This is a genomic window from Pseudomonas sp. JBR1 (genome assembly GCF_028198185.1).
Lineage (GTDB): Bacteria > Pseudomonadota > Gammaproteobacteria > Pseudomonadales > Pseudomonadaceae > Chryseomonas > Chryseomonas oryzihabitans_E.
The window spans coordinates 1,583,647-1,608,616 of the sequence record NZ_CP116340.1 but is presented as its reverse complement, the minus strand read 5'-3'; the positions used below and the strand labels follow the sequence as shown (position 1 = coordinate 1,608,616).

General features: G+C 63.7%; 23 protein-coding genes and 1 tRNA gene. 11 read left to right on the top strand and 13 right to left on the bottom strand.

The window, feature by feature from the left end:
* The first annotated feature begins 100 nt into the window (after positions 1–100).
* On the top strand, positions 101–1,993 hold the full coding sequence (locus tag PJ259_RS07435; RefSeq protein WP_271655314.1) for an alkaline phosphatase family protein: 1,893 nt from the start codon (positions 101–103) through the stop codon (positions 1,991–1,993).
* Positions 1,994–1,995: 2 nt separating this feature from the next.
* On the opposite strand, the gene PJ259_RS07430 is transcribed toward PJ259_RS07435, so the two are convergent.
* The 6 genes from PJ259_RS07430 to PJ259_RS07405 all read right to left on the bottom strand — a co-directional run bounded on the left by PJ259_RS07430 (position 1,996) and on the right by PJ259_RS07405 (position 8,634).
* Complete coding sequence (locus tag PJ259_RS07430) at positions 1,996–3,228, bottom strand: TIGR03862 family flavoprotein (RefSeq protein ID WP_271655313.1); 1,233 nt, start codon at positions 3,226–3,228, stop codon at positions 1,996–1,998.
* A 55-nt stretch (positions 3,229–3,283) separates the two neighbouring features.
* Complete coding sequence (locus tag PJ259_RS07425) at positions 3,284–4,525, bottom strand: zinc-dependent alcohol dehydrogenase (RefSeq protein WP_059315416.1); 1,242 nt, start codon at positions 4,523–4,525, stop codon at positions 3,284–3,286.
* Between the two features lie 154 nt (positions 4,526–4,679).
* Positions 4,680–5,453, bottom strand: a complete 774-nt coding sequence (locus PJ259_RS07420) for an NYN domain-containing protein (RefSeq protein ID WP_271655312.1) — start codon at positions 5,451–5,453, stop codon at positions 4,680–4,682.
* Positions 5,454–5,465: 12 nt separating this feature from the next.
* The gene (locus tag PJ259_RS07415; protein ID WP_271655311.1) at positions 5,466–6,392 is read right to left on the bottom strand and encodes a histone deacetylase family protein; all 927 of its coding nucleotides are present in this window, start codon (positions 6,390–6,392) and stop codon (positions 5,466–5,468) included.
* Positions 6,389–7,021, bottom strand: coding sequence for an exopolysaccharide biosynthesis protein (locus PJ259_RS07410; RefSeq protein ID WP_059315413.1), 633 nt, complete (start codon positions 7,019–7,021; stop codon positions 6,389–6,391). The genes PJ259_RS07415 and PJ259_RS07410 overlap by 4 nt, the downstream gene beginning before the upstream one ends.
* Positions 7,018–8,634: a histidine kinase famiy protein gene (locus PJ259_RS07405; protein WP_271655310.1), complete on the bottom strand. Its 1,617-nt coding sequence runs from the start codon at positions 8,632–8,634 to the stop codon at positions 7,018–7,020. Before PJ259_RS07405 ends, PJ259_RS07410 begins: the two co-directional genes overlap by 4 nt.
* 171 nt (positions 8,635–8,805) lie before the next feature.
* Between PJ259_RS07405 and tesB the strand changes: the two genes are divergently transcribed.
* From tesB to PJ259_RS07390, 3 genes are all read left to right on the top strand, one after another.
* Positions 8,806–9,666 (top strand): acyl-CoA thioesterase II, encoded by an 861-nt coding sequence (gene tesB, locus PJ259_RS07400; protein ID WP_271655309.1) that lies wholly within the window; start codon positions 8,806–8,808, stop codon positions 9,664–9,666.
* Between the two features lie 114 nt (positions 9,667–9,780).
* Complete coding sequence (locus tag PJ259_RS07395) at positions 9,781–11,229, top strand: ATPase domain-containing protein (protein ID WP_271655308.1); 1,449 nt, start codon at positions 9,781–9,783, stop codon at positions 11,227–11,229.
* 25 nt (positions 11,230–11,254) lie between these two features.
* Entirely contained in the window at positions 11,255–11,623 is a 369-nt protein-coding gene (locus PJ259_RS07390; protein WP_271655307.1) for a response regulator, read from the top strand.
* A gap of 80 nt (positions 11,624–11,703) precedes the next feature.
* Here PJ259_RS07390 and PJ259_RS07385 read toward each other — a convergent pair whose 3' ends face one another.
* Positions 11,704–11,955, bottom strand: coding sequence for a CsbD family protein (locus PJ259_RS07385; RefSeq protein WP_059315408.1), 252 nt, complete (start codon positions 11,953–11,955; stop codon positions 11,704–11,706).
* A 138-nt stretch (positions 11,956–12,093) separates the two neighbouring features.
* On the opposite strand from PJ259_RS07385, the gene PJ259_RS07380 reads away from it, so the two are divergent.
* The 3 genes from PJ259_RS07380 (at position 12,094) to cadR (ending at position 14,489) form a co-directional block, all read left to right on the top strand.
* Positions 12,094–13,506: a hypothetical protein gene (locus PJ259_RS07380; RefSeq protein ID WP_271655306.1), complete on the top strand. Its 1,413-nt coding sequence runs from the start codon at positions 12,094–12,096 to the stop codon at positions 13,504–13,506.
* A 161-nt stretch (positions 13,507–13,667) separates the two neighbouring features.
* Positions 13,668–13,847, top strand: coding sequence for a hypothetical protein (locus tag PJ259_RS07375; protein WP_059315406.1), 180 nt, complete (start codon positions 13,668–13,670; stop codon positions 13,845–13,847).
* 171 nt (positions 13,848–14,018) lie between these two features.
* Positions 14,019–14,489, top strand: a complete 471-nt coding sequence (gene cadR, locus PJ259_RS07370; protein ID WP_271655305.1) for a Cd(II)/Pb(II)-responsive transcriptional regulator — start codon at positions 14,019–14,021, stop codon at positions 14,487–14,489.
* On the opposite strand, the gene rimO is transcribed toward cadR, so the two are convergent.
* Positions 14,486–15,811 (bottom strand): 30S ribosomal protein S12 methylthiotransferase RimO, encoded by a 1,326-nt coding sequence (gene rimO / locus PJ259_RS07365; protein ID WP_271655847.1) that lies wholly within the window; start codon positions 15,809–15,811, stop codon positions 14,486–14,488. The genes cadR and rimO overlap by 4 nt on opposite strands.
* A gap of 306 nt (positions 15,812–16,117) precedes the next feature.
* Here rimO and PJ259_RS07360 point away from each other — a divergent pair, with 306 nt between their 5' ends.
* Entirely contained in the window at positions 16,118–17,959 is a 1,842-nt protein-coding gene (locus tag PJ259_RS07360) for a potassium transporter Kup (protein ID WP_271655846.1), read from the top strand.
* Between the two features lie 46 nt (positions 17,960–18,005).
* Here PJ259_RS07360 and PJ259_RS07355 read toward each other — a convergent pair whose 3' ends face one another.
* The 5 genes from PJ259_RS07355 to PJ259_RS07335 all read right to left on the bottom strand — a co-directional run bounded on the left by PJ259_RS07355 (position 18,006) and on the right by PJ259_RS07335 (position 23,024).
* The gene (locus tag PJ259_RS07355) at positions 18,006–18,311 is read right to left on the bottom strand and encodes a hypothetical protein (protein WP_059315403.1); all 306 of its coding nucleotides are present in this window, start codon (positions 18,309–18,311) and stop codon (positions 18,006–18,008) included.
* Between the two features lie 268 nt (positions 18,312–18,579).
* Positions 18,580–19,854, bottom strand: coding sequence for a virulence factor family protein (locus PJ259_RS07350; RefSeq protein WP_059315402.1), 1,275 nt, complete (start codon positions 19,852–19,854; stop codon positions 18,580–18,582).
* Between the two features lie 7 nt (positions 19,855–19,861).
* Entirely contained in the window at positions 19,862–22,519 is a 2,658-nt protein-coding gene (mprF, locus tag PJ259_RS07345) for a bifunctional lysylphosphatidylglycerol flippase/synthetase MprF (protein ID WP_059315401.1), read from the bottom strand.
* Between the two features lie 191 nt (positions 22,520–22,710).
* Positions 22,711–22,787 (bottom strand) — tRNA-Met (locus PJ259_RS07340).
* Between the two features lie 90 nt (positions 22,788–22,877).
* Positions 22,878–23,024 carry a hypothetical protein gene (locus tag PJ259_RS07335; protein ID WP_167348565.1) on the bottom strand — a complete coding sequence of 49 codons (147 nt, stop codon included), beginning with the start codon at positions 23,022–23,024 and terminating at the stop codon, positions 22,878–22,880.
* 168 nt (positions 23,025–23,192) lie between these two features.
* Between PJ259_RS07335 and PJ259_RS07330 the strand changes: the two genes are divergently transcribed.
* The 3 genes from PJ259_RS07330 to dinB all read left to right on the top strand — a co-directional run bounded on the left by PJ259_RS07330 (position 23,193) and on the right by dinB (position 24,967).
* Entirely contained in the window at positions 23,193–23,510 is a 318-nt protein-coding gene (locus tag PJ259_RS07330) for a hypothetical protein (protein ID WP_059315400.1), read from the top strand.
* A 32-nt stretch (positions 23,511–23,542) separates the two neighbouring features.
* Positions 23,543–23,776, top strand: a complete 234-nt coding sequence (locus tag PJ259_RS07325) for a hypothetical protein (RefSeq protein WP_059315399.1) — start codon at positions 23,543–23,545, stop codon at positions 23,774–23,776.
* Positions 23,777–23,869: 93 nt separating this feature from the next.
* Positions 23,870–24,967, top strand: a complete 1,098-nt coding sequence (gene dinB / locus PJ259_RS07320) for a DNA polymerase IV (RefSeq protein ID WP_271655304.1) — start codon at positions 23,870–23,872, stop codon at positions 24,965–24,967.
* Positions 24,968–24,970 lie beyond the last annotated feature (3 nt).

Genomic DNA, 24,970 nt, shown 5'->3' with positions numbered 1-24,970 from the left:
GGCTGACTGTGATGCGCGCTCAAACTTTGTAGCCAAGCGGCGGCTGCGGGCTGAATCCGGACGCGGCATAGTGGTCAGTTCTGCGTCCACAGGAGAGCCCATGAGCGATACCTCTGCCTTGCCCCCGGTACTGGCCGGTCCGCTGTTGCGCCGGGTCGAGTCGTCCCGGTTGCTGCTCTGGCTGGTGACCACCACCACCGAGCCACCTGTGCCGCGGCTTTGGCAGGGTGAGGCCGAGTGGGGGATACAGAGCGAGGTCCAGTGCCTGCGCCTGGGCGAGCAGGCCTATCTGCAGTTGCTGGACGTCCGGCCCGAGATCGAGCTGCCGCTGGATACCTTCATCCAATACGACCTGCAATTGAGCGCGGGCGGGATCCGCGACTGGGCGCCGCATCTGCTTTCGGCCAACGGCGACCTGCCACGCCTGGTCCTGCGCACCCGCTTCGATCATCTGCTCCACGGTTCCTGTCGCAAGCCCCATCACTCCTCGGCCGATGGCTTGGTCGCGGTCGATCGCCTGCTGCAGGACTGTGCGACGCCCGAGGAGCGGCCGGCGGCGCTGTTGCTCACCGGTGACCAGGTCTATGCCGACGACGTGGCCGGCCCCATGCTGCTGGCCGTACAGGCGCTGATCCGGCGCCTCGGCCTTTATGGCGAATGTCTCGAAGGCGCCGTGGTGGCGGACAGCGATGCGCTGATGGCCCATGCCGCCAACCTCTATCACCGCGAAGACCTGCTGCCGGCCTTCAAGTCCAATCGGGCGCTGCGCGAGCGCTTCTTCGGTGGGGTGGAAAAGCCGATCTTCACCTCCACCAATGCCCACAATCATCTGGTGACCCTGAGCGAGGTGCTGGCGCTGTACCTGCTCAGCTGGTCGCCGACGCCCTGGACCCTGATCGAGGTCGTGCCACCCGTGCTCGACGACAAGGACCGCGAGCGGTACGCGGCCGAATCGGAGTGCATAAGGGCTTTCGTCGCGACGCTGCCCCAGGCGGCGCGGGCCCTGGCCGGAGTGCCGACCTTGATGATCTTCGATGATCACGATGTCACCGACGACTGGAATCTATCGGCGCGCTGGGAGGAGACCGCCTATGGTCATCCGTTCTCCCGTCGGATCATCGGCAACGCCCTGCTGGCCTATCTTCTCTGCCAGGCCTGGGGTAACGCGCCCGAGTCGGTGGCCGAACCCCTGGCGGCGGCCGATCGACTACTGGCCACGGCCGCCGAAGACGGCTGGCTGGATTGCCAGACGCAAAATGCCTGCATCGACGACCTCTTGCGTTTCCAGGGCTGGCACTATGTGCTCAAGACCGAACCGCCGCTGATCGTGCTGGACACCCGTACCCGCCGCTGGCGCAGCGAGCGGCGTCTGGGGCACCCCTCGGGGCTGATGGACTGGGAGGCCCTGTGCGAGCTGCAGCAGGAGCTGCTGGATCATCCCTCGGCGGTGATCGTCTCGGCCGCGCCCATGTTCGGCGTCAAGCTGATCGAGGCGGTGCAGCGGATCTTCACCTGGTTCGGCCAGCCGCTGATGGTGGATGCCGAGAACTGGATGGCCCACCCCGGTGCCGCCAAGACCATGCTCAATATCTTTCGCCATCGCCGTACCCCGGGCAACTATGTGGTGCTCTCCGGCGATGTCCACTATTCCTTCGCCTACGACATCCGTATTCGCGATAGGCGCGGCGAGCCACGGCTGTGGCAGATCACCAGTAGCGGTATCAAGAACGAGTTTCCGCCGCGTCTGCTGGCGACCCTGGACAGGCTCAATCGCTGGCTCTATGCGCCCTGGTCGCCGCTCAACGGCTTCACCAAGCGACGGCGCTGGGAGTTGCAGCCGCGTCTGCCGGACCGCCGCGAGGCTGGCGAGCGCCTGTGGAACGGGGCCGGTATCGGTCAGGTGCTACTGGATGAGGAAGGGCGCCCGGCGGTGATCCGCCAGCACAATGCCAATGGCTCCCCAGCCACCGAGTTCGTCGAGCGCCCGGCCTGACGCTAGCGGCCGGCCAGCCAGCGCAACACGCCCTGGCCCGCTGCCCGACCACTGGCGAAGCAGGCGGTGAGCAGATAGCCGCCCGTGGGAGCTTCCCAATCAAGCATCTCGCCAGCACAGAAGACGCCCGGCAATTGCCGGAGCATCAGGCCGTCGTCCAGCGCCTCCAGGGGCACGCCGCCAGCGCTGCTGATGGCTTCCGCCAGGGGACGCGGTCGGACCACGGTGAGGGGCACAGCCTTGCAGGCCTGGGCCAGCCGGGTCATGTCCTGGAAGGCCTCGGCCGGAGCCAGCTCCCGAAGCAGGGCGGCCCGGGCACCGTCGATCCCGGCATGGCGCCGCAGATGGTTGGCAAGGGACTGGCTGCCACGGGGTCTGCAAAGGGCCCGGTCCAGTTCGGCCAGGTTGCGCTGGGGTGCCAGATCCAGGCTCAGGGTCGCCTGGCCGTCGCGGTCGATGGCCGTACGGATCTCGGCGGCTAGCGCGTAGACCAGGCTGCCTTCGATCCCGGTATTGGTCAGGACGAATTCGCCCTGGCGCGCTGGCCGGCCGGGCAAGGCCAGGGCGGCGGGCTTGATCGGTGCGCCGGCATGGCGGGTCTTGAGAAAATCGCTCCAGCCCGTTACCTCGAAACCGCAGTTGGCCGGCTCCAGGGGTCGCAATTCGATGCCGCGCGAGGCCAGCAGGGTTTGCCAGGCGCCATCCGAGCCCAGGCGTGGCCAGCTGCCGCCGCCCAATGCCAGCACACAGGCTTGTGGTTGCAACAACCGTTCGCCTTCCGGAGTGGCGAGGCGTAGCCGGCCTTCAGTGTCCCAGCCGAGCCAACGGCTGCGGGTATGGATTCGCACCCCTTGGTCACGCAGGCGATGTAGCCAGGCGCGCAGCAGGGGCGCGGCCTTCATGTCGGCGGGAAACACCCGCCCCGAGGTGCCGACGAAGGTCTCGATGCCCAGCTCATGGATCCAGGCGCGCAAGGTGTCGCCGTCGAAGGTGTCGAGCCAGATGCCTACCTGGCTTTCGCGCTCACGGTATCGCTGACGGAACGCTGCCTGTTCTTCAGCATGGGTGATGTTCATACCGCCCACGCCTGCCAGCAGGAACTTGCGGCCGACAGAGGGCATGGCATCGAAGAGGTCGACAGGCATGCCGGCTGCGGCCAGGGTCTCGGCCGCCATCAGACCGGCGGGGCCACCCCCGATGACAGCGACGGCAGGGGTGGAAGGGGAGAGCGGCATGGCGGCATCCAGGGGACTACGGAAAGGCCGCCATTGTACGCGAGGTGCTAGGCTCTTAGACCACGCCGGCTTGGCCCAGTGGCGCTGCCAAGGGCTCTTCCAGGCGCTCGGGCACCAGTGGCTCGGTCCGGCCGGGCGTGAGGATCACCTTGCGACAGTCTTCCTGCTTCTTGTCGAAGATCTTGTAGCCTTCGACCGCCTGCTCCAGGGACATCCGGTGGGTAATGATTGCCTCAGGGGCGAGATCGCCGCGCTCGATGTGTTCGAGCAGCTCCGGCAGATAGCGCTGGACATGCGTCTGGCCCATCTTGAAGGTCAGGCCCTTGTCGAAGGCGTCGCCGAACAGGAAGCCATGGATGAAGCCGGCATAGACCCCGGGGACACTCACGGTGCCACCGCGTCGTACGGCCGCGATGCACTGGCGCAGGGCCTTGCCACTGCTGCCTTCCAGCTTGAGGTTGGCGAGAATGGTCTCGGTGGTGCTGCCCTTGGCCTCGAAGCCCACGGCATCCACTACTCCGTCCACGCCCCGCTTGCCGGGCGTCTGCTCGATGATGGTGGCCGCTGGATCGTCGTCCTCGTCGAAATTGATCGGGATCACGCCATAGGTCTGCTGGGCATAGGCCAGGCGGTAGGGGTGGTGGTCGACCATGAAGATACGGTCGGCACCCAGCATCCGCGCGCAGGCGGCCGACAGCAGGCCGACCGGTCCGGCGCCATAGATGGCGATGCTCGAACCCTGGCCGATGCCGGTGTTGAGCACGGCTTGCCAGGCGGTGGGCAGGATATCGGAAAGGAACAGTACCTTTTCGTCAGCGAGGGTGCCGGGCACCTTGAAGGGGCCGGTATTGGCCTTGGGTACGCGCACGTATTCGGCCTGGCCGCCCGGTACGCCACCGTAGAGATGGCTGAATCCGAACAGCGCCGCGCCCGGCGGGATCTGCTTCTTGTTGAGAATGGCGCCGCGCCCGGTATTGGTGGTCTCGCAGGCCGCGTAGAGATCCTGGTTGCAGAAGAAGCAGCTGCCGCAGGCGATGACGAAGGGAATCACTACCCGGTCGCCTTTCTGGACCGCGGTGACGGCTGGTCCGGTTTCCTCGACGACGCCCATGAATTCGTGGCCGAAGATATCGCCATGCTCGACCGTGGGAATCTTGCCGCGATACAGGTGCAGGTCCGAGCCGCAGATGGCCGTGGCGGTTACCCGCAGGACGATGTCGTCGGCATCCTGGATGGTCGGATCAGGTACGGTATCGACACGGACATCGTGGGCACCGTGGTAGGTCAAGGCTCGCATGGCGGTCTCCGTTGGTAGCGTTTACCTAGAGGTGGAGGCCGCCGCCAGCCGAGCGGTTCCGCAACGTCAGACCGATGGTATGGCACCTTGATGGCGACCGATCACCGGCTTTCGCTGCTATTGCCCGGTCCAGAGCCGGGCAAGCGGGACGGCGTCAGCGGTTGCGGATGTAGACGGCCTTGCCGGCGCTGCCATCGGCGGGATCCCGTTCCTGAACCTCGAATCGATCGCCATGGGCCTTTACCAGGCCGCTGAACTTGCGATGCCCATAGAGGCGGGCATCGAAGTCCGGACGCACCTTGCCCAGGTTGGTACCGACCAGCCCCAAATTCGCCCAGCCGCCTTCGTCGGAGGCATCTTCCACCGCCTGTTCGATGAGCTTGAGGATGGCGCTCAACTTGGGCTTGCCGCGGTTGCTGCTGGCGGGCTTGTCGGCAGGCGTCGTCTCGCGATTTTCCTCGCGTGGCTTGGACCTGAGGATTTCGGTGTAGATGAATCTGTCGCACGCCGAGACGAAGGGATCCGGCGTCTTCTCCTCGCCGAAGCCATAGACCGTCAGCCCTTCCTCGCGCAGTCGCGCGGCCAGGCGGGTGAAGTCGCTGTCGCTGGAGACCAGGCAGAAACCATCGAAGCGCCGGGTGTAGAGCAGGTCCATGGCGTCGATGATCAGGGCGCTGTCGGTAGCGTTCTTGCCCTTGGTGTAGCCGAATTGCTGCACCGGCTGGATGGAATGGTCGAGCAGCACCTTCTTCCAGCTGTTCAGTTGCGGCTGGGTCCAGTCGCCATAGATGCGCTTGACGCTGGCCACGCCGAAGCGGGCGATCTCGGCCATGAGCCCGTCGACGATGGCGGCGGGTGCGTTGTCAGCATCGATCTGCACGGCCAGGCGTGCCTGGCTGGATTCGGATGTCTTGGCGGTCTTGCTCATGAAAACTCCCGTTCAGTTCAGGCCCAGCTCATGCCAGACCTGGGTCGCCGTGTGGTGCAGGATCCCGTGGCGGCGGGCCAGGGCGGTGCGATCGGCCGAGTAGCCGCCGCCGATCACCCCTGCCACCGGTATATCCGCGGCCAGGCAGCGTCGCAAGACCAGGCCATCACGAGCCGCGAGGCCGGCGTCGGTGAGCGCCAGATACCCCAGGGCATCGTCGCGATGCACATCCACCCCGGCGTCGTAGAGCACCACGTCGGGCTGGTGGAGGGGCAGCAGATAGCCCAGGGCGTCGTCGAGGACCCGCAGATAGTCAGCGTCGTCCAGGCCGCGTGGCAACGGGATATCCCAGTCGCTTTGCGCCTTGCGTGCCGGATAGTTGGTGGCGCAGTGCAGCGAGACGGTGATGGCGTCAGGGACCTCGGCGAGAATGCGTGCCGTGCCATCGCCCTGGTGGACGTCGCAATCCAGGATCAGTACCCGCCCGGCGCGACCGCTTTCCAGCAGTGACAACGCCAGGATCGCCAGGTCATTGAAGATGCAGAAGCCGGCCGGATAGTCATGGTGGGCATGGTGAGTGCCGCCGGCGAGGTGGCAGGCTAGGCCATGGCGCAGCGCCAGCTCCAGTGTGAGCAAGGAGCCGCCCACCGCGCGGACGGTGCGGCGCACCAGGGCTTCGCTCCAGGGCAGGCCCAGCTGGCGCTGCAGCGGCGGTGCCAGTTCGCCGGCCTGGAAGGCCTGGATGTAGTCGGGCGCGTGCGCCAGGGCCAGCAGCGCGTCTGGGCATGGCTCGGGGCGCTGCCAATTGTCCGCGCCCAGTATGCCGGTCGCGCTCAGGTGCTCGTGCAGCAGGCGAAATTTATCCATTGGAAAGCGATGGCTGGCGGGGAAGGGCGGACTGTAGTCCTCGTGATAGACCAGCGGCAGGCGGGCGCTCAAAACACCAACAGCTCCAGGATGAACCAGACGATCCCGGTGCAGAAGCCCAGTGCCAGGAGGAATAGCAGCCCGTCGCGGGCGATCAGCGACAGGGCGAAGGAGGTCAGGGCCAGCCCGGCCGTGGTGTTGGCGAAGGGCACCAGATCCAGCACCGGCATGGTCGCGGCGATGAGGATGCAGAGCAGGGCAGTGACGAAGTGCGCCGGTCGCGAGGTGAGCACCCGCAGGCGTGACCTGACCACCTTGTCCACCCACCGCGCCGGCTTCTGCAGCAGCCGCAGCGATTTGCGCAGCTTGCCGCGCGAGACATTGCGCTGCAGGACCCAGCGTGGCAGCCAGAAATGGTCGCGTCCCAGCAGCAACTGGGCACTCACCAGCATCACGAAGACGGCAATGGCCGTGGCGATGCCGGGAATGCCGGTCAGCGGCGAGATCGCCAGCACGCCTGGCAAGAGGATCATGGGGCCGAAGGAGCGACTGCCGATGGCATCGATCAGATGCTGGACCGACACCTGTTCGGGACTGTTGCCCACGCGTTCGAGACAGGCCAGGAAGCTCTGGAGATCCACCGGGCCATCCTGCCCGGCGTCACAGCTGGCTGGCTCGCGCTCCAGGGCTTCGTCACTCATGGCTGCTCGGCGTCCAGCATGCGGCGAATCCAACGGGTCAAATCCTGGCGACCATAGGGCTTGTTGAGGATGGGAAAACGCTCGCCATTGCCTTCTTCGACGTCCAGGGCATTGTTGGCATAGCCGGTGGTGAGCAGGATACGCAGGTGCGGTTGCCGCTTTTGCGCCTCCTTGGCCAGCATGACGCCGTTCATACCGCCGGGCATGATCAGATCACTGAACAGCAGATCGATGGAAGGCTCACGGGCGAGGATATCCAGAGCCTGTTGCCCGTTGTGGGCGACCAGCACCTGATAGCCGGTTTCTTCCAGGATGGCCTGGGCCAGGGCTGCCACGTCCGGGCGGTCGTCCACCACCAGAATCGTTTCGGAGCCACCGCCATCCTCGTGCAGGCTAGGGAGCGGTGCCGGATGCTCGCGCGCCTCTTCCTCCGAGACCGGGAAGTAGAGACGTACCGAAGTCCCTATCCCAACTTCGGAATAGAGTCTGACCAGACCGCCCGATTGCTTGAGAAAGCCATAGACCATGGACAGGCCCAGGCCGCTGCCCTGGCCCTCGTCACGGGTGGTGAAGAAGGGATCCAGCGCACGCCCGAGCACATCGGTGGACATGCCACATCCGGTGTCGGTGAGGGCGATGCAGACATAGTGTCCTTGGGAAAGTCCACCATGGGCCAGATCCTGCCCATTGACCTCTACATTGAGGGTTTCCAGGGTCAGGGTGCCAGTACCACGCTCCAGCATGGCCAGGCGGGCGTTGTCGATGATGTTGAGCAGCGCTGTTTCCAGCTGGATTGGATCGAGGCGACAATTCCACAGACTGTGGGCGGGACGGAAGATGAAGCGGAAGGGGCCGCCCAACGCCTGCGAGAAACGTCCCTGTCCGGCTTCGATGAGCTTGTTCAGGTCCACCGCACGCCCGGTCAGGCGCTGCTTGCGGGCGAAGGCCAGCAACTGCTGCGTCAGGGTCGCGGCTCGATTCACCGCATCGCGGGTGTTGTCGACATGCCGCTTGGCCTTGTCGCGGTCCAATTCGGGACGATTCAGATTGATTCGCAGGATGTCCAGGTAGCCGACCATCACCTGCAGCAGGTTGTTGAAATCGTGGGCGATACCGCCTGTGAGTTGGCCCAGCGCCTCCATCTTCTGCGACTGGCGCAAGGCGTCCTCGGCATCGCGGCGGCGGGACACATCCAATTGCGAGGCAAAGTAGTAGATGAGCGTGCCTTCCGCGTCAAGGACCGGCGATATGAAGAGGGCATTCCAGAAGGTGGTGCCATCCTTGCGGTAGTTCAGCAACTCGACGTTGCAATCGCGGTGTTCGCGCAGGGCGTTGCGGATTTCGGCGATGTGTTCCGGACGGGTATCAGGCCCCTGCAGGAAACGGCAGTTGCGGCCCATCACTTCATCCAGCTCGTAGCCGGTGGTGCGCAAAAAGGCCTCGTTGGCGAAGATGATCGGATTGTCCGGCTGATGCGGGTCCGTCACGATCATCGGCATACGCGTCTTCTTCACGGCGGCGAAGAAGACGTCGTTGTGCCCGAGACGCTTGCCCAGCTCCGCAATCTGAGACGCGGAGGGTGCAGGAGACGAAGCGGTTGAGGTTTCGGTCATGGAGAGGAAGCCTGCGAGCGAACAGCGAATACGTCATTGTGACCGCTATTGCAGCCACAAGCTCCACCAATTGTCGTCATACGATGAGTAACGTGGGCAGATGCACGGCGAACGCACAGGATTTGACCGGTTTTGCGTATGATGGCCGCTCTCTGTCAAGGAACCCTACCCATGAGCAAGGTGCTGGACAACCTGGTCGATCTCCTGAGCCTCGACTCCCTGGCTCCCGACCTGTATCGCGGCGGCAGTCAGGACCTCGGCTTTCCCCAGCTCTTTGGTGGCCAGGTACTGGGGCAGGCCCTGTCGGCGGCCAGTCAGACCGTCCCGGCGGAGCGCCGCGTGCATTCCCTGCATGGCTATTTCCTGCGCGCCGGCTCGGCGGTGGAGGCGGTGACCTATCAGGTGGATCGCATCCGCGACGGTGGCAGCTTCTCCACGCGCCGGGTCACCGCCTTTCAGGATGAGCAACCCATCTTTTTCTGCAGCGCCTCCTTCCATATAGAAGAGCCGGGTTTCGAGCATCAGACCTCCATGCCCGAGGTGCCCGCGCCCGAGACCCTGCAATCGGAGATCGCCCATGCCCAGCAGTATGCCGAGCTGATTCCGGCGCCGCTGCGCGACAAGCTACTGGGACCACGCCCCATCGAGATGCGCCCAGTGGTCTTTACCGACCCCTTCCACCCGGAACCCGCCGAGCCGGTCCGCCACGTCTGGTTCCGCGCCACCGGCGATCTGCCGGATCAGCCAGCGTTGCACCGCTACCTGCTGGCCTATGCATCGGACTTCAATCTGCTGCCCAGTTCGCTGCTGCCCCATGGCACCAGTTTCTGGGATCGCTCGCTGCAGATCGCCAGTCTCGACCACGCGGTCTGGTTTCATCGCGATTTCCGCCTGGACGACTGGCTGCTCTACGCCATCGACAGCCCCTGGGCGGGCGGCGCGCGTGGCCTGTGCCGCGGCAGCATCTACAACCGCGCGGGCCAGCTGGTGGCCTCGGTGGCCCAGGAAGGCCTGATTCGCAAACGCGGCTGAACGCGCGCGCTCTAGCTGGCTATTTGCGCACCAGGCTTATACCCTCTTGCCTGCGAAGCACCGGGCGCCTGTCCAAAGGCGTCCCAGACACATCATTAGTTTGAGGCATCGTTCTTGAATCGACTCGAGCGCGTCGTAACCGGTATCCAGGGGCTGGATGAGATCTTGAAGGGAGGCCTGGTTGCAGGTGCGTCCTATGTCATCCAGGGTCGTCCGGGTTCCGGCAAATCGATCATGGCCAATCAGATCGCCTTCAATCATGTGCGTGGCGGTGGCCGGGTGCTGTTCGCGACCATGCTGTCGGAAACTCACGAGCGGATGTTCCAGTTCTTTTCCACACTGGATTTCTTCGATCGTTCCTGCATCGGGGATCAGGTCCAGTACCTGAGTGCCTTCGATACCATGGAAGGCGAGGGGCTGGATGAAGTCGTGCGTCTCTTGCGGCGAGAAATCAGCCGGCAGAAGGCCAGTCTTTTGGTGGTGGACGGCCTGCTCAATGCCCGCTCGCGCGCGGAAACGCCCATCGACACCAAGAAGTTCATCGCCGAACTACAGGGGCACGCGGCCTTCGCCGGCTGCACGGTGATCTTTCTCACCAGCGCTCGCCTCGAAGACGGCAGTCCGGAACACACCATGGTCGATGGCGTGCTGGATCTGCACGAAGAGGACATCGGCAGTCGCAGTATCCGCCGTATGGCGCTGCGCAAGACCCGCGGTAGCGGAGCCCTGTCGGGTTTTCACGAATTCACCATCTCCAATGCCGGCATCACGGTGTTTCCACGGCTGGAAACCCTGTATCGCGATCCCTCGGCCGGGGCGACCTACCGCGTCGGTCACCAGCGGGTGACCAGCGGCGTGGCCTCGCTGGATGCGATGATCGAAAACGGGTTGCCGGAAAGTTCGACCACGCTGCTCATGGGGCCTTCGGGGGCCGGCAAGACGTCCATCTGCCTGAACTTCCTGGCCGCCTGCACGCCCGAGGCCCCCGGCCTGATGTTCAGCTTCTATGAGCCGCCGGAGCGGCTGCAGCTCAAGGCCGACGCCCTGGCGCTCGATCTGGCCGGTCGTATCGACGAGGGCGTGCTGCATATGCACTGGCAGCCCACGACCGAATTGCGTCTTGATGAAATTGGTCTGAAGCTGCTCGCGCTGGTCAAGCAGCATGGCATCAAGCGGCTGGTGATCGACAGTCTGGGCGCCATCGCCCGCTTCGCCCTGCCCCAGGGGCGGCTCATCGAATACTTCAGCGCATTACTGAACGAGCTGCGTACCCAGGGCGTCACAGTTCTAGCCACTTGGGAATTACGGGACGTGTTTGGCGCGGATATAGCAGCGCCGGCCCCCGAACTTTCGAGCATGGTGGACAATCTGATTTTGCTGCGATTCGTCGAGGCTGAGGCAGAGATCAAAAGGGTCCTGTCCATCCTCAAGGTGCGGGATAGCCTTTATGACCCCTCGCTACGCGAGATGGTGATAGATGACTCGGGAATCGAACTGAAAAAGGCGTTCAAAGACATGGTGAAGGTGCTTTCAGGTTCAGCCATGCCCTCAATACAACCATGATCGCGTCGGCTGGGAGAGCTTCCACATGACGACGATACTGGTAGTCGATGACGAATTTCTGATAGCGGACATCCTGGCCTTCGCTCTTGAAGACGAAGGCTACATGGTGGTCAAGGCGAGCAACGGCCGCCGAGCGCTAGACGTATTCGATCGCGAACTACCGTCGCTGGTCATCACCGATTTCATGATGCCGGTGATGAATGGCCGCGAGCTCGCAGAAGCGCTACGTGAACGTCAGGGCCTGCAGCACCTTCCCATCATCCTGATGAGTGGCGCTCAGGCGCATCTGGCGCAGGAGAGTTCCGAGCTGTTCGACGCCGTCTTCCAGAAGCCCTTCAATATCGGCGACATCGTGGAGACGGTACGCAAGCATCTCCTCACCTTCAATCAGTGAAAAGCCCCAAAACAAAAAGGCCTGTCTGAGCAGGCCTTTTTGTTTTGGGGCTGGCATCACGGCCAGCCCCGCGTCTCCGATCAGGAGCGCGACAGCAGTACGCCGAGGACGAAACCGATGCCACCGGCCACGGCCAGTGCGGTAAAGGGTTTGTCGGCAGTCACGTTGCGTGCGCAATCGACAGCCTGGCCATACTGCTCCTGCAGTTTGCCCTCCAGCTGACGGGACTTGCCTTCGGCTTGCCAGTCGGTGTTGCCGGTGGCGGCACCAAAGCTATCCTGGACCTTGCCGGTAGCGTCCTTGGCATTGCCTATGATCTGATCGGTATTCATAAATGCACCTCGTGTTGTGGGAACGGGGGAGGTCATGCCAAACGACATGCTTCCCTTATTGATCCGCACCAGACGCATTTCGTTCAGGTCCAGTTCGTTGTTCGCGATATCCATCGCGATTTGCTGCCGAGAGGATCCATGATTCCCAGTCGTCTTTCCGCCCTCTGCCTGCTATCGATCCTGGCCGGCTGCACCCTTCAGCAGCAGTCGACCGAGCCTGCTCCCCAGGCCGAAGACCTCTTCACTCGTCCTCTCATGCCAGAAAGCGTGCTACGAGACGGCTCTCGGCTCCAATTCGCGCTGGCCTTGCCGGAAGAGGGGTCGGCGCTGGTCGCTCTGGACTGCGCCGCCGATCAGGCGGAGCTGCTCTATCTCGATGGCGCCCAGCGAGTCTATCCGGGGCAGGTGAATGCCTATGCCGCACCGCTGCCCCTGAGCACCGCCAAGAGCGGCGCGCTCAGGCAGCGTGCCGATATCGCGGCACTTTGCGCCCAGCCGGCGAACACGGATTGGCGCGTCCTGGCCAGTTCCGCCGGTGGCGATACCCTGGCCATCGACCGCAACAGCCTGGTGGACGGTCAGGGCATCCGTCGTTTTTGGGGCGGGCAGCAACTGGGCGTTACGGTCAAGACGCCGCGCTACGGCGCCCCCGTGCGCCAGTGGCGTGAATCCCTGGCCGCGGATTGCACGGCGCGCCGCTACCTCCTGCTGGCGCGCTATGGCCTCGATGACAGCGGTCGCATCACCGATAGCGAACCGGCCAGGTTGACCCAGGAGACCTTCACCACCGCTCCGGTCGAACGTCGGCATGTGCTGGAAGCCGTATGCGATCATCGTGACGCTCTGCTGGCCGCACCGCGAATGCCTGCGGTGGCGACCACTCCAGCCGCCGCGGTCCCAGCCTCGACCATGGCCCCTCCGACCGAGTTGCCTGTGGCCCAGCCTCAGCCATTGCAGGCCCTCCAGGCGCTGGCGCTACCCGCGCCCCGTGCCGCCATTCAGACCGTGGTGGAGGAGGGCGAGAGTCGCTACGCCGGCCAGTCTCATCCCTATCGCCAGGCCCTGCAGGTCAGTGCCGGCCCCTTGCCAGGCCTGTTCAGGTTCACTGCACAGGGCAAGGCAGCACGGATGGATGCGCTCAGCTGGCGTGGCCTGATCGATCTGGTGCGGCGTACGGAGGTCGACAACGGTGGGTTGCCGGTCGAGGAATCGGCCAGCCTGACACGCCTGACGTTCAATGGTGACTGGCGGGCGCTGGCCGTGGGCAGTCAGGTCGGTTATCAGGCGCAGCAGACTTTGACCGGCAATCTGCAGGGTCGCGAGCAGCGGGAGATCCAGGTGTCCTGCAAGGTGGTAGCCGAGGGCGAGGCCCGCCAGCTACTGGCGTCCTTGAGCGGACGAGCCAAGACGCTGGAGTGTCGGCATGGCAAGGCGAGCAAGGGGCCCCTGAGTCACTGGAGCTATCTGGAGGACTATGGCTTCTTCCACATGACCAGTCTGGGTGCTGATGACGCCATGGGGCTGAAAAAGCATCTGGTAGAGCTACGCTAGCCGCTGGACGATCAGGCAAGGGACGACCGGAGAGTGGCAAGAGTTCTCCTACGATATTTGCCTTTTAGGTAATGATCACTCTCTAAAAGGCTACTTTTTAGCGGATTGGTACTGGAGGTACGCTGTGCCTATTGAAACAGCACAACCAAGAGGTATTCGCTATGAAAGTCCTGGGTGTCCAAGCCATTGTTACCGTTCTGTTCCTGGGTCTACTGTCAGGCACCGCATCGGCTGCCAGCCGTGATGTGTCCAGCAAGTCCATTCGCGCCAATTCCCAGACCCAGTTCCAGTCGGAACATCCGGCGCGCGCCTCCGCGCTCTACCAGAACAACGCCAACTAGGTTGGTCGCTGTCACGACGCCCTGGCGATCCACTCATCGCCGGGGCGTCGGCTTTTCTCCACCGCCCACTAACGCTCCCGAACCAGTACCTCCTTCCTGCGCCGATAAACCTTGCTCCAGAGCCTCTGGCGCGGCAGTCTGTATGGCTGACAGAGTCTTGAGGTGGGGGCGATGAAGATCGGCGAATTGGCCAAGCGCACCGACTGCGCGGTCGAGACCATCAGATACTATGAGCGTGAGGGGCTGCTGAGTCCTGCCGCCCGCAGCAGCAGCAATTACCGTAGTTACGACGAGCGCCACGTCGAGCGACTGGTCTTCGTACGTCATTGCCGCTCCCTTGACATGACCCTGGAAGAGATCCGCGCGTTGCTGGCTCTGCGCGATACCAGCGAACCCGGGTGTGCCCAGGTGGATGCCCTGATCGGTGCTCACCTGCACCATGTCGAGGTGCGCATCCGCGAGCTGGATCAGCTACGCGAGCAACTGGTGACCCTGAGGCGCCAGTGCCAGGGGGAAGGCGAGGGGGATCGCTGCGGGATCCTGCGCGAACTCGGCCAGCCGGCGGCGCCGTCATCGACCACCGCCAGTTGCAGTGCGGCCGGGCATGCCCATGTGCCCGGCACTCACCGCTTGCAGGATTAGATCACTTCCGCCCAGAGATCGTATTCATCGGCGTCGGTGACCCGCACCCAGACCTTGTCGCCCGGCTTGAGCGGAGTCGCGCTGTCGACATAGACGTTGCCGTCGATTTCCGGGGCATCGGCATAGGAGCGGCCGATCGCGCCCTGGTCATCCACTTCGTCGATCAGCACCTCAATCTCACGACCGACCTTGAGTTGTAGCCGCGCCGCGGAAATGGCCTGCTGATGCGCCATGAAGCGTTCCCAACGATCCTGCTTGATCTCGTCCGGAATAGGCTCCAGGCCCAGCTCGTTGGCCGGTGCGCCCTCAACGGGCGAATACTGAAAGCAGCCGACGCGATCCAGCTGGGCTTCGGTCAGCCAATCCAGCAGGTACTGGAAGTCTTCCTCGGTCTCGCCGGGAAAGCCGACGATGAAGGTGGAGCGGATGGTCAGCTCCGGGCAGATCTCCCGCCAGCGCTTGATGCGCGCCAGGGTCTTGTCCTCGAAGGCCGGGCGCTTCATGGACTTGAGCACCTTGGGGCTGGCGTGCTGGAAGGGGATGTCCAGGTAGGGCAGCAGCTTGCCGGCGGCCATCAGCGGGATGACGTCGTCGACATTGGGGTAGGGGTAGACATAATGCAGGCGCACCCAGACCCCCATGCCCGACAGCGCCTCGCAGAGTTCCAGCATGCGCGTCTTGACCGGCTGGCCGTTCCAGAAGTCCAGCCGGTACTTGAGGTCGACGCCGTAGGCGCTGGTGTCCTGGGAAATCACCAGCAGCTCCTTCACGCCCGCCTTGACCAGCCGCTCGGCCTCGGACAGCACATCGCCCACCGGGCGGCTGACCAGCTTGCCGCGCATGGAGGGGATGATGCAGAAGCTGCAGCTGTGGTTGCAGCCTTCGGAAATCTTCAGGTAGGCGTAGTGGCGCGGGGTCAGCTTGATGCCCTGGGGCGGCACCAGATCGATCAGCGGATTGTGCTCCAGCTGCGGCGGCACCACCTCGTGCACGGCGCTGACCACCTGCTCGTACTGCTGCGGACCGGTCACTGCCAGCACACTGGGGTGGACGCCGCGGATATTGCCCTCGTCCACACCCATGCACCCGGTGACGATCACCTTGCCGTTCTCGGCGATGGCCTCGCCAATGGCATCCAGGGACTCGGCCTTGGCACTGTCGATGAAGCCACAGGTGTTGACCACCACCACGTCGGCGTCTTCATAGGTCGGTACGATCTCGTAGCCTTCCATGCGCAGCTGGGTGAGGATGCGTTCGGAATCGACGGTGGCCTTGGGGCAGCCGAGGCTGACGAAACCGACCTTGGGGGCGGACGTTTGGATGGACATGGGCTAACCTCGGCGGGCGCTCAGGAGGCGCCTTGATCAAAAAACGCGCGATTCTAGCCATCTCTGCCACTGCTTGGAAGGGGCATGCAAGCCCTGTCGACAGCACGGAGCTTTTTGCCGACGAGAGAGTCTAGGGTGCGTGAAGCGCGGCGCTGAGAGGTTGCCGGCACCACGCCCCTGGCCTTTTCAGCTTGATCCCGGCGCCGCTTCGGCGCAGGATGCGCCGATTTTCGACTCTAGGAGCCCCGCATGAGCCGTCCGGAACACGAGCACGGTGGTAAAGCCCCTTCGGCCTTGGGAATGATCGTGCTCGCCACCGGCGTGGTCTACGGCGACATCGGCACCAGCCCTCTCTATACGCTCAAGGAAGTCTTTTCCCCGCACTACGGCCTGCCGCTGAATCACGACAGCGTGCTCGGCATCCTGTCGCTGATCTTCTGGTCGCTCATCTGGGTCGTCACCCTCAAGTACATCACCTTCGTCATGCGCGCCGACAACCAGGGCGAGGGCGGCATCATGGCCCTGACCGCGCTGGCCCGTCGCGCGGCGCAAGGCTCGCCCCGGCTGGCCACCACCCTGGTGCTGCTGGGCCTGTTCGGTGCGGCGCTCTTCTATGGCGACAGCATGATCACCCCGGCGGTCTCGGTGCTGTCGGCGGTGGAAGGCCTGGAACTGGCCTTCGATGGGCTGGAAGCCTGGGTGGTACCCATCGCCCTGGTGATCCTGGTCGGCATCTTCGCCATTCAGAAGCGCGGCACGGCCACCATCGGCAAGTTCTTCGGGCCGGTGATGGTGCTCTGGTTCACCACCCTGGGCGCCCTGGGTGTCTATGGCATCGTCCAGCAGCCAGAGGTGCTCAAGGCCTTCAATCCCTACTGGGCGGTGGAGTTCTTCGCCGTCAACCCGGTGAAGGGCTTCATCGTCCTGGGCGCCGCCGTGCTGGCGCTTACCGGCGCCGAAGCGCTCTATGCCGACATGGGCCACTTCGGCCGCAAGCCCATCGCCCGCGCCTGGCTGATGCTGGTGTTGCCGGGACTGGTGCTCAATTATTTCGGTCAGGGTGCGCTGTTGCTCGCTGATCCCGCGGCCGTGCGCAATCCCTTCTATCTGCTGGCGCCGGAATGGCTGCTGTTGCCGATGATCGGCCTGGCGACCCTGGCCACCGTCATCGCCTCCCAGGCCGTGATCACCGGTGCCTTCTCCATGACTCGCCAGGCCATCCAGCTGGGCTACATCCCGCGCATGCAGATCCAGCACACCTCCAGCCAGGAGCAGGGGCAGATCTACATCCCGCTGATGAATTGGGCGCTGATGCTGGGTGTGATCTTCCTGATCCTCACCTTCCAGTCTTCCGCCAACCTGGCCGAAGCCTATGGCGTCGCCGTGACCGGTACCATGCTGATCACCAGCTGCCTGGTGTCGGCGGTGATCCTGCTGCTGTGGAAGTGGCCTCGCTGGATCATGGTGCCGCTGCTGATCGGCTTCCTGATGGTGGATGTCCTTTACTTCTCCGCCAACGCGCCGAAGATCTTCTCCGGCGGCTCCTTCCCGGTGATCGCCGGTATCATCATCTTCATCCTGCTGACCACCTGGAAGCGTGGCCGGCAGCTGGTGGTGGAGCGCCTGGACGACGGGGCGCTGCCGCTGCCGATCTTTATCAGCAGCATCCGCGCCCAGCCGCCATTCCGCGCCAAGGGCACCGCGGTGTTCCTCACGGCGCGGACCGATGTGGTCCCCCATGCCATGCTGCACAACCTGCTGCACAACCAGGTGCTGCATGAGCAGGTGGTGCTGCTCACGGTGCGCTATGAGGACCGGCCGCGGGTATCGCGCGGCGAGCGCATGGAGGTCGAGGACTTTGGTGACGGCTTCTATCGGGTGGTACTGCACTACGGCTTCATGGACGAGCCGGACATCCCCCTGGCGCTCAGCCATTGCCCCTATCCAGGTCTGGATTTCACCCCGATGCGCACCACCTACTTCCTCAGCCGGGAAACGGTGATCGCCTCCAAGCGCCTGGGCATGGCGCCCTGGCGAGAAAATCTCTTCGTCTTCCTGATGAAGAACGCCAACGGCAACCTGAGATTCTTCAAGCTGCCGGTGAATCGGGTGATCGAGCTGGGCACCCAGGTCGAGATCTGACCGAGCGCAGAAAGAACAAAGGCCCCGGAAGGGGCCTTTTCTTTGTCTAGTTGAATACCGGCGGGGGCAGGGCGTCAGGATCGGTGATGAAGGGCATCTGCCAGCTATCGAGGGTCTGGCCGCGGCCTTCCAGTTCGCTGCGCACGGTACCTATGTAGCCGGCCAGGCGTAGCGGATCGCTGTAGTCGGCTTCGCCGAGCTGCTCTTCCGCGTAGAGCGTCTTACCTTGCGCATCGACTACGCCCAATGCCAGGTCATGGCCATCGGCGCCAGAGGACACCACGCAACCCAGAGGCTGGAAGGCGTCGACCAGGATCTTGCTGGCGGCGTCGGCAGAAAGCGGTGTAGTCATGGCGAAGGTCTCCGGGGCTGATGGAGCGATAGACCGCGGGAGACCGCCCTGTTGTTCCAGCCGTTCGTCCGGGCCCCGAGTGACTGCCCAGTCTCTGCTAGGCGCTGGTCAGGCTGCGTTGGACATGGCCTGGAAGGATGCTCCCTTGCCCGTCTTAAATTCGGGCGACTCCGGTACCGTCTTCAGCGGGTTTCACGGGACCTTGCAGGCCTGCCTGTCTCCAACTCAGGAGACGTAGAGCGGGCTTCACGCCCGCTCTACGTAGCGGCTACTGCGGCGTACGGGCCTCGATAGCCTTGACCATGAAGTCAGCCAGCCTGTCGTAGTTCTCGTCGAAGTGATGACCGCCCGGGCGCCCCAGCTTCTCGCCCGGCTGACCGGGTTGCGTGCAACCACTGTCGTCCTTCTCTTCCTCGCCATAGACGCAGAATTGCTTGGCAGCGGGAATCTTGCTGGTTTCCGGCAGGGTGTCGGCTTCGTCGCCTGGTTTGCCCAGCCAGCCTTCCACGGCGATCTCGAAGTTGCTCTTGCGGCTGAAGGCCAGCAGCAGCAGCGAGGACACCTGGTCCTGATCCGCCTTGGGCAGACGGTTGTAGACCGCCGGCAGGATGTCGGCACCAAAGGAGTAGCCTGCCAGCACGAAGTGCTTGGCGTTCCACTTCTCGCGGTACTCCTGCATCAGGTTGGCCAGGTCGGCGGCCACCTGTTCCGGGCTCTTGTGCTGCCAGAAGTAGCGCAGCGAATCCACGCCGATCACCGGATAACCTGCTTCGTTCATGGCCTGAGCCGAGAGACGATCGATGTCGCGCCAGCCGCCGTCACCGGAGTAGAAGATGGTCACTACGTCGGGGTGGCCGGGCTTGACGTCCGGATCGGCCGGCATCTCGATGGTGGGGATATCGTTGTGCTCGCCCAGCAGCCGGGTCTTGAGCTGCTCGCGCAGTACCACCGGCAGGGCGGTGCCATAGTCGGCGATGGTCAGATCGGCATTGCTCTGCTGGCGCACGAAGATGGCGGAGTCATCGGTGGGATGATCGTTCCAGGCGATATGCCAGTGGCCGTTCGCGGCCTTGGCCGGCAGTGCATCCGGGCAATCCAGGGATTCCACGTTGAAGCCGACGCTCAGGGCCGCAGCCTTGGCGTTGTCCTGGGTGGCCAGCCAGCGCCATGCCCGGGCCGCGCCTGGGCCGATACCGCCGACGAAGGTTGGAGCACCGCTCAGTTCCTTGGCCGCAGTGGCGAAATCGTCACCCTGGGCCTGGCAGCTGTTGAGCACCTTGATTTCGTACTGAACGATCTCGGCGCCGGTGTCGGTTGCCAGGCTCAGCAGGTCGGCATCCGCCAGCTGCAGATCGGGCGGGGTCGCCAGCACGACGCGGGCATGCGGCTCGCCCTTGGGCGCGGCCATGGTCAGCAGACGGCCGTCCGGCTGCGCCAGGACCTTGACCTGGGGAGCCGATGGCCAGCGATGAAACCACCACCAGCCCAGGCCCGCGGCGATCAGCAGAAGGACGAGCAGTACGACGAGTGCACGTTTCAGCATAGGACTCTCAACGTTTGACCAGGCCGGTATAACCCCCGGCGATTAGGGCGGCGGTGTCTGCGAAGGCTACCAGGGGATCCAGGCCGGCAGGCACGGCCATGTAGCGCGGCTCCCATTCCGGATCGAACTTGTCCTTGAAGCGACGCAGTCCCTGGAAGTTATAGAACTGTTCCCCGCGCCTGAACACCATGGCGCCCAGGCGCTGGGTAATGGGTGCGCCGCGACGGGGGTGTAGTCCTGCCAGTGGCACCATGCCCAGCGAGAAGCGGGCGAAACCGGCGGCCTTGAAATGCAGGATCAGGCCGAGCATGAGGAATTCCATGGTCTGCTTGGGCGCATCGGCGGTGACGCGCATCAGATCGATGCTGGCCAGGTCAGGCCGTTCGGTTTCCAGCAGATTGGCAAAGGCCACCGCTCGGTCCTGGAAGCGCACCACGGCGATGCGGAAGTGCTTGAGGTAAGCCTGATCGAAACGGCCCAGAGAGAAGCCTTTCTCCCGCACCTGCTTGCTCTCCAGCCAGACGTCGGAGATGGCCTTGAGTTCGTCGAAGGGCGCTTCGCCGGGTGCATGGAATTCGATGGACAGGCCATCGCGCTGGCCTCGGTTCCAGGTATAGCGCAGGTCCTTCTTGCCTTTGCTGTCGAGATCGAAGGCGTGCAGATCGACCCGCGCCTCCTCACCCAGCTTCAGGGCTGTCAGGCCGATGTCCATGTAGAACGGCAGGTTCTCGGCGCGTACCTGATAGAACACCGGTCGCGCATGGTGCAGATCGCACAGGTCGCGGAATTTCCAGATCAGCTCGGCGCGGGGTTGTGCCCGACCGATGGGGTCGAACAAGGCGATCAGGCTGCGCCCGCGGCGACCGTACATCAGGAAGGCGTCGTCACTCTCGTGGAAGAGCAGGGCCTTGTCCCCGGTCATCACCAGGCCGCCATCCGGCTGACTGGATTTGCGCACGATGCCGAAGGCCCGTTCGAGCTCTGCCGTATCGGGCGCTTCGATGGGTGGCGGCGCGGCGCGCAGCAGCCAGCCCAGGGCAATGATCAGCAGCAGTACCGAACTGCCCAGGGCCGCGCGCAGACCGCGGGGGGCATCGGCGTCCAGCGCGAATTGCCACCACAGGCGCGTATCGTAGGGAACGTCCTGATAGGCGAACAGCAGCAGCCAGACCGAGGCCGCGACCACGCAGATGCTGGCGGTCACGTACAGCGGCGAGAACGGCTGCTCCATCAGCCGGCTACGGCGATAGAAGGATTTGCGAAAGATGGCGAGCAGCGCAGCCGTCAGCGCCAGGATGGAGGCTTCCTCCCAGTCGAAACCTTTCAACAGGGACAGCAGAGAGCCCAGCAACAGTAAAACCAAGGTCACCGCCCAAGCCGCGGACAGGCGCCGGCGCAATCCCTGCGCCAGCAATAGACAGACGACGCCAATCAGGCTCGCGCCCAGGTGGGAGGCGTCGATCAACCGCTGGGGCAGCAGGAAATCCATGCCTTCCAGACGGGTGTCTATTTCAGGGGTGACCCCAGAAAAAAGCAGGACTACCCCGGAAAAGAACACCAGGATAGCCAGGATGGGCGCCGCCAGGCCGGACGCCACGCGAACTGCCGGACTGTTCGACAGCAGGCGGCGGCCTTCGCTGAACAGCAGCACCAGGCAGGCGAGCACGAAGGGCAGCAGCACATAGAACAGCCGATAGACCACCAGGGCGGCAGCCAGCTGGGCAGCGCCCAGTTCGTTGGCGAAGGCTGCCAGCAGTACGGCTTCGAAGACCCCAACGCCACCCGGGACGTGGCTGAGTACCCCGGCGGCCAGCGCCAGCAGATAAACGAGCAGGAAGGCACCGAAGGGTGGCGCGGTCGGCAGCAGCAGGTAGAGCACCATGGACGCGGCGACGACGTCGAGGATGGTGATCGCCAGCTGCAGGGCGGACAGGCGCAGGGTCGGCAGACGCAGCGCTCTCTTGCCGATGCGGAAGTGCAGGGCATGGGCAGAGGGCTGTTCGGGGGCGCGCCAACGACGCAATGCCAGGATACCCACCGCATAGCCGACCAGGATCAGCCCGGCCACGGTGATGATCACCGCCTCCGGTACCCGCAGGGCCTGGGTGGAGGCCTGCAGATTGGTCAAGGCGGCGATAGCGGCCAGCGGTGGCAGTGCGGTTCCCAGCGCCAGGCTGGAAAATACCGTCATCTGCGCCACTTCCAGGGCACTGAGGCCCTTGCGCGCATAGAGGCGATAGCGCACCGAACCACCGGACAGCATGGACAGACCCACCGCGTTGCCGATGGCGAAGGCAGTGAAACCACCCAGGGTCCAGGTCCGCGCCGGCAGCTTGACGTCGGCGAAGTGCATGGCCGACCACTCGTAGCCCAACAGGATGGTGAAGCCGGCTGCCGCCGCCAGGAGGGCGCCGATCAGTGACGAGTGCGGGATGTCATGCAGGGCATCGTGCAGGGCTTCGCCATCGATGCTGCTCAGCAGGTGCCAGCACACCACCAGTGCGACGGCGAACAACACCAGCGTGAGACCCAGCTCGATGGGTTGCCGGTAGGCGGTCAGCCGTTCCAGCAGGCGCCAGGGTAGGGCGGGAGGGGGCGAAACGGGATGATCCGCAGGGGATACCGGCTTCGAGGAGACCTCTTTGGCTGGATCAGGTGCAGTCATGCAAACTCCTCTAGACAGGAAACGCGCGTCAGATTACTGCTCGCGCGCGGTTTGCCAAGCCTTGTACAGATAAAAAAGCTCTATACCAACCTTTGTAGCTCTTGTAGCTCCAGAGTTCGCACCGCTGGGATCTGGCCCAGGTCAAATTCAGCGCAAAAAAAAACCACTCAGAAGAGTGGTTTTTTCGAATTTGGTTGCGGGAGCTGGATTTGAACCAACGACCTTCGGGTTATGAGCCCGACGAGCTACCAGACTGCTCCATCCCGCGTCCGATGTGGCTCAGTATAGGGCCAAGAAAAAAAACGTCAAGGAAAAATTTAATATTCTTCAAAGGCTTATTTAAGGAGGCAAGGTAAGGTCACTTGTCGGTATCGCTTTTCTGCATCTGCACCGAGGCCTTTTCACCGCTGGAGCGATTTTGCTGATCCGACTGATCACGGTCGAAGCAGCCGCTGAGTGCCAGGGTGATCAACAGGGCGGAAGAAAGCAGTAGGGGGCGTTTCATGGGGGATCTCCTGGTTGCACGTCATCAGTCGACCCGTGTGCGTGGCAAAGGGTCCACGAATCCGATGAGAGCGCGCGAGCAAGTGAGACGGTGATAGCAAAACGCCGCATCACCACCAGGGCCGGTGGTGGCCATATGCTATCCTCGAGGTGTCTCGCGGAGAACCCCATGCACCCTTCCCAGGATTCGAGTTGTCTGGATCAGCGCATCATGCGCATGATGGAACAGGATGTAGCGACGCTCGTCGCCCAGCTGTGCAATCTTTCCCTTGCCCTGACCGGCAGCAGTATCAACGGCGCTGGCGAGATGGCACTTCAAGTCGTGCAGAAAGTCGAATTGCTCGTCGACGACATGAAGACGCTTCGTACCGCAGCGCAAGCGCTGCTGGATACCCCGTCTCGCCATGTTCGATCCGGCCAATTAGAAGATCGGATCGTCATCGCCGGCGACGAGAGTGCACCTTTCGACGATGGGCAGCGCGACTGAGCCGTTTGACCAGGAAAGTCCAAGGGGCCGCCATGAATCTCCTGCTGGAAACCTTGCTTCATCATCTTCAGGGTCTGGGGCGTATCGAGTTCTTCGAGCGCAGCGACCATTTCGCGCGACTGATGGTCACCACGCCGGATGGGGTAATCGCCGAGCGTCACCTCTATTATGATCAGTTGCATCACGCCCATGACCTCAAGGCCGTGGTCGATGAGCTGCGCGAAGAGGTCGTTCATCGCCAGCGCCTGTTGCAGGACGTCGGTTAACGGTCGATTCGTCGTTCGCCATGGACAAATGCGGGCGGGCTTGGCTTACTGTACGGATAATCAGCCGCAGTGCCCGGCCCGGCATCTCTCTCCATGGCTCCGGACAACTCCACCGCCCAACTTCCCCCCAAGCGTCAGCGCAAGATCATTCATGTCGATTGCGACTGCTTCTATGCGTCCATCGAGATGCGCGACGATCCGCGTCTGGGCGGCAAGCCCCTGGCGGTAGGCGGTACCCCTGATCGGCGTGGGGTGGTCGCTACCTGCAATTACGAGGCCCGCGCCTTCGGTGTGCGCTCTGCCATGTCGTCCCATCAGGCGCAGAAGCTCTGTCCCGACCTGGTCTTCGTCAAGCCGCGCTTCGATGTCTATAAGGAAGTGTCGCGGCAGATCCATGGGATCTTCCAGGACTACACCGAGCTGATCGAGCCGCTGTCCCTCGACGAGGCCTACCTGGATGTCACCCAGTGCGACCTGTTCAACGGCAGCGCTACCCTGATCGCGCGCGACATCCGCCGTCGGGTGTGGCAGGAACTGAACATCACGGTGTCAGCGGGGGTGGCACCCAACAAGTTTCTTGCCAAGATCGCCAGCGACTGGAAAAAGCCCAACGGCCTGTTCGTCATCGCGCCGCACGAGGTGGATGATTTCGTCGCCACATTGCCGGTGGCCAAGCTGCACGGCGTCGGCAAGGTCACCGCGGACAAGCTCAAGCGGCGCGGCATCGTCCTGTGCAGCGATCTGCAGACCTGGTCGCGCTTCGATCTGTTGCGAGAATTCGGCAGCTTCGGCGAGCGACTCTGGTCGTTGGCCCATGGTATCGACGAGCGCCAGGTCAAGGTGGACAGTCAGCGGCAATCGGCCAGCGTGGAGCGCACCTATGACCAGGACCTGCCTGACGCCGCTGCCTGTGTGAAGGAGTTGCCGGAATTGCTGGCCAAGCTCGAAGAGCGGTTGGTGCGGCTGGCCGATCGCTATCGCCCGGAACGGCCCTTCATCAAGGTCAAGTTCCACGACTTCACCCAGACCACCCTGGAGCAGCAGGGCGCCGGTCGGGATCTCGACAGCTATCGGCGCCTGCTGGAGCAGGCCTATCGCCGTGGCAATCGGCCGGTCCGGCTGCTGGGCGTCGGCGTGCGCCTGCTGGATCTGCGCGAAGCCGCGCTGCAGCTCAGGCTGTTCGAGGACTAGCGC

Bases quoted from the DNA above. Each gene is read 5' to 3' on its own strand.
- PJ259_RS07435 (WP_271655314.1), top strand. From the start codon at position 101: ATGAGCGATACCTCTGCCTTGCCCCCGGTACTGGCCGGTCCGCTGTTG.
- PJ259_RS07430 (WP_271655313.1), bottom strand. From the start codon at position 3,228: ATGCCGCTCTCCCCTTCCACCCCTGCCGTCGCTGTCATCGGGGGTGGC.
- PJ259_RS07425 (WP_059315416.1), bottom strand. From the start codon at position 4,525: ATGCGAGCCTTGACCTACCACGGTGCCCACGATGTCCGTGTCGATACC.
- PJ259_RS07420 (WP_271655312.1), bottom strand. From the start codon at position 5,453: ATGAGCAAGACCGCCAAGACATCCGAATCCAGCCAGGCACGCCTGGCC.
- PJ259_RS07410 (WP_059315413.1), bottom strand. From the start codon at position 7,021: ATGAGTGACGAAGCCCTGGAGCGCGAGCCAGCCAGCTGTGACGCCGGG.
- PJ259_RS07405 (WP_271655310.1), bottom strand. From the start codon at position 8,634: ATGACCGAAACCTCAACCGCTTCGTCTCCTGCACCCTCCGCGTCTCAG.
- tesB (WP_271655309.1), top strand. From the start codon at position 8,806: ATGAGCAAGGTGCTGGACAACCTGGTCGATCTCCTGAGCCTCGACTCC.
- PJ259_RS07390 (WP_271655307.1), top strand. From the start codon at position 11,255: ATGACGACGATACTGGTAGTCGATGACGAATTTCTGATAGCGGACATC.
- PJ259_RS07385 (WP_059315408.1), bottom strand. From the start codon at position 11,955: ATGAATACCGATCAGATCATAGGCAATGCCAAGGACGCTACCGGCAAG.
- PJ259_RS07380 (WP_271655306.1), top strand. From the start codon at position 12,094: ATGATTCCCAGTCGTCTTTCCGCCCTCTGCCTGCTATCGATCCTGGCC.
- PJ259_RS07375 (WP_059315406.1), top strand. From the start codon at position 13,668: ATGAAAGTCCTGGGTGTCCAAGCCATTGTTACCGTTCTGTTCCTGGGT.
- cadR (WP_271655305.1), top strand. From the start codon at position 14,019: ATGAAGATCGGCGAATTGGCCAAGCGCACCGACTGCGCGGTCGAGACC.
- PJ259_RS07360 (WP_271655846.1), top strand. From the start codon at position 16,118: ATGATCGTGCTCGCCACCGGCGTGGTCTACGGCGACATCGGCACCAGC.
- PJ259_RS07355 (WP_059315403.1), bottom strand. From the start codon at position 18,311: ATGACTACACCGCTTTCTGCCGACGCCGCCAGCAAGATCCTGGTCGAC.
- PJ259_RS07350 (WP_059315402.1), bottom strand. From the start codon at position 19,854: ATGCTGAAACGTGCACTCGTCGTACTGCTCGTCCTTCTGCTGATCGCC.
- mprF (WP_059315401.1), bottom strand. From the start codon at position 22,519: ATGACTGCACCTGATCCAGCCAAAGAGGTCTCCTCGAAGCCGGTATCC.
- PJ259_RS07335 (WP_167348565.1), bottom strand. From the start codon at position 23,024: ATGAAACGCCCCCTACTGCTTTCTTCCGCCCTGTTGATCACCCTGGCA.
- PJ259_RS07330 (WP_059315400.1), top strand. From the start codon at position 23,193: ATGCACCCTTCCCAGGATTCGAGTTGTCTGGATCAGCGCATCATGCGC.
- PJ259_RS07325 (WP_059315399.1), top strand. From the start codon at position 23,543: ATGAATCTCCTGCTGGAAACCTTGCTTCATCATCTTCAGGGTCTGGGG.
- dinB (WP_271655304.1), top strand. From the start codon at position 23,870: ATGGCTCCGGACAACTCCACCGCCCAACTTCCCCCCAAGCGTCAGCGC.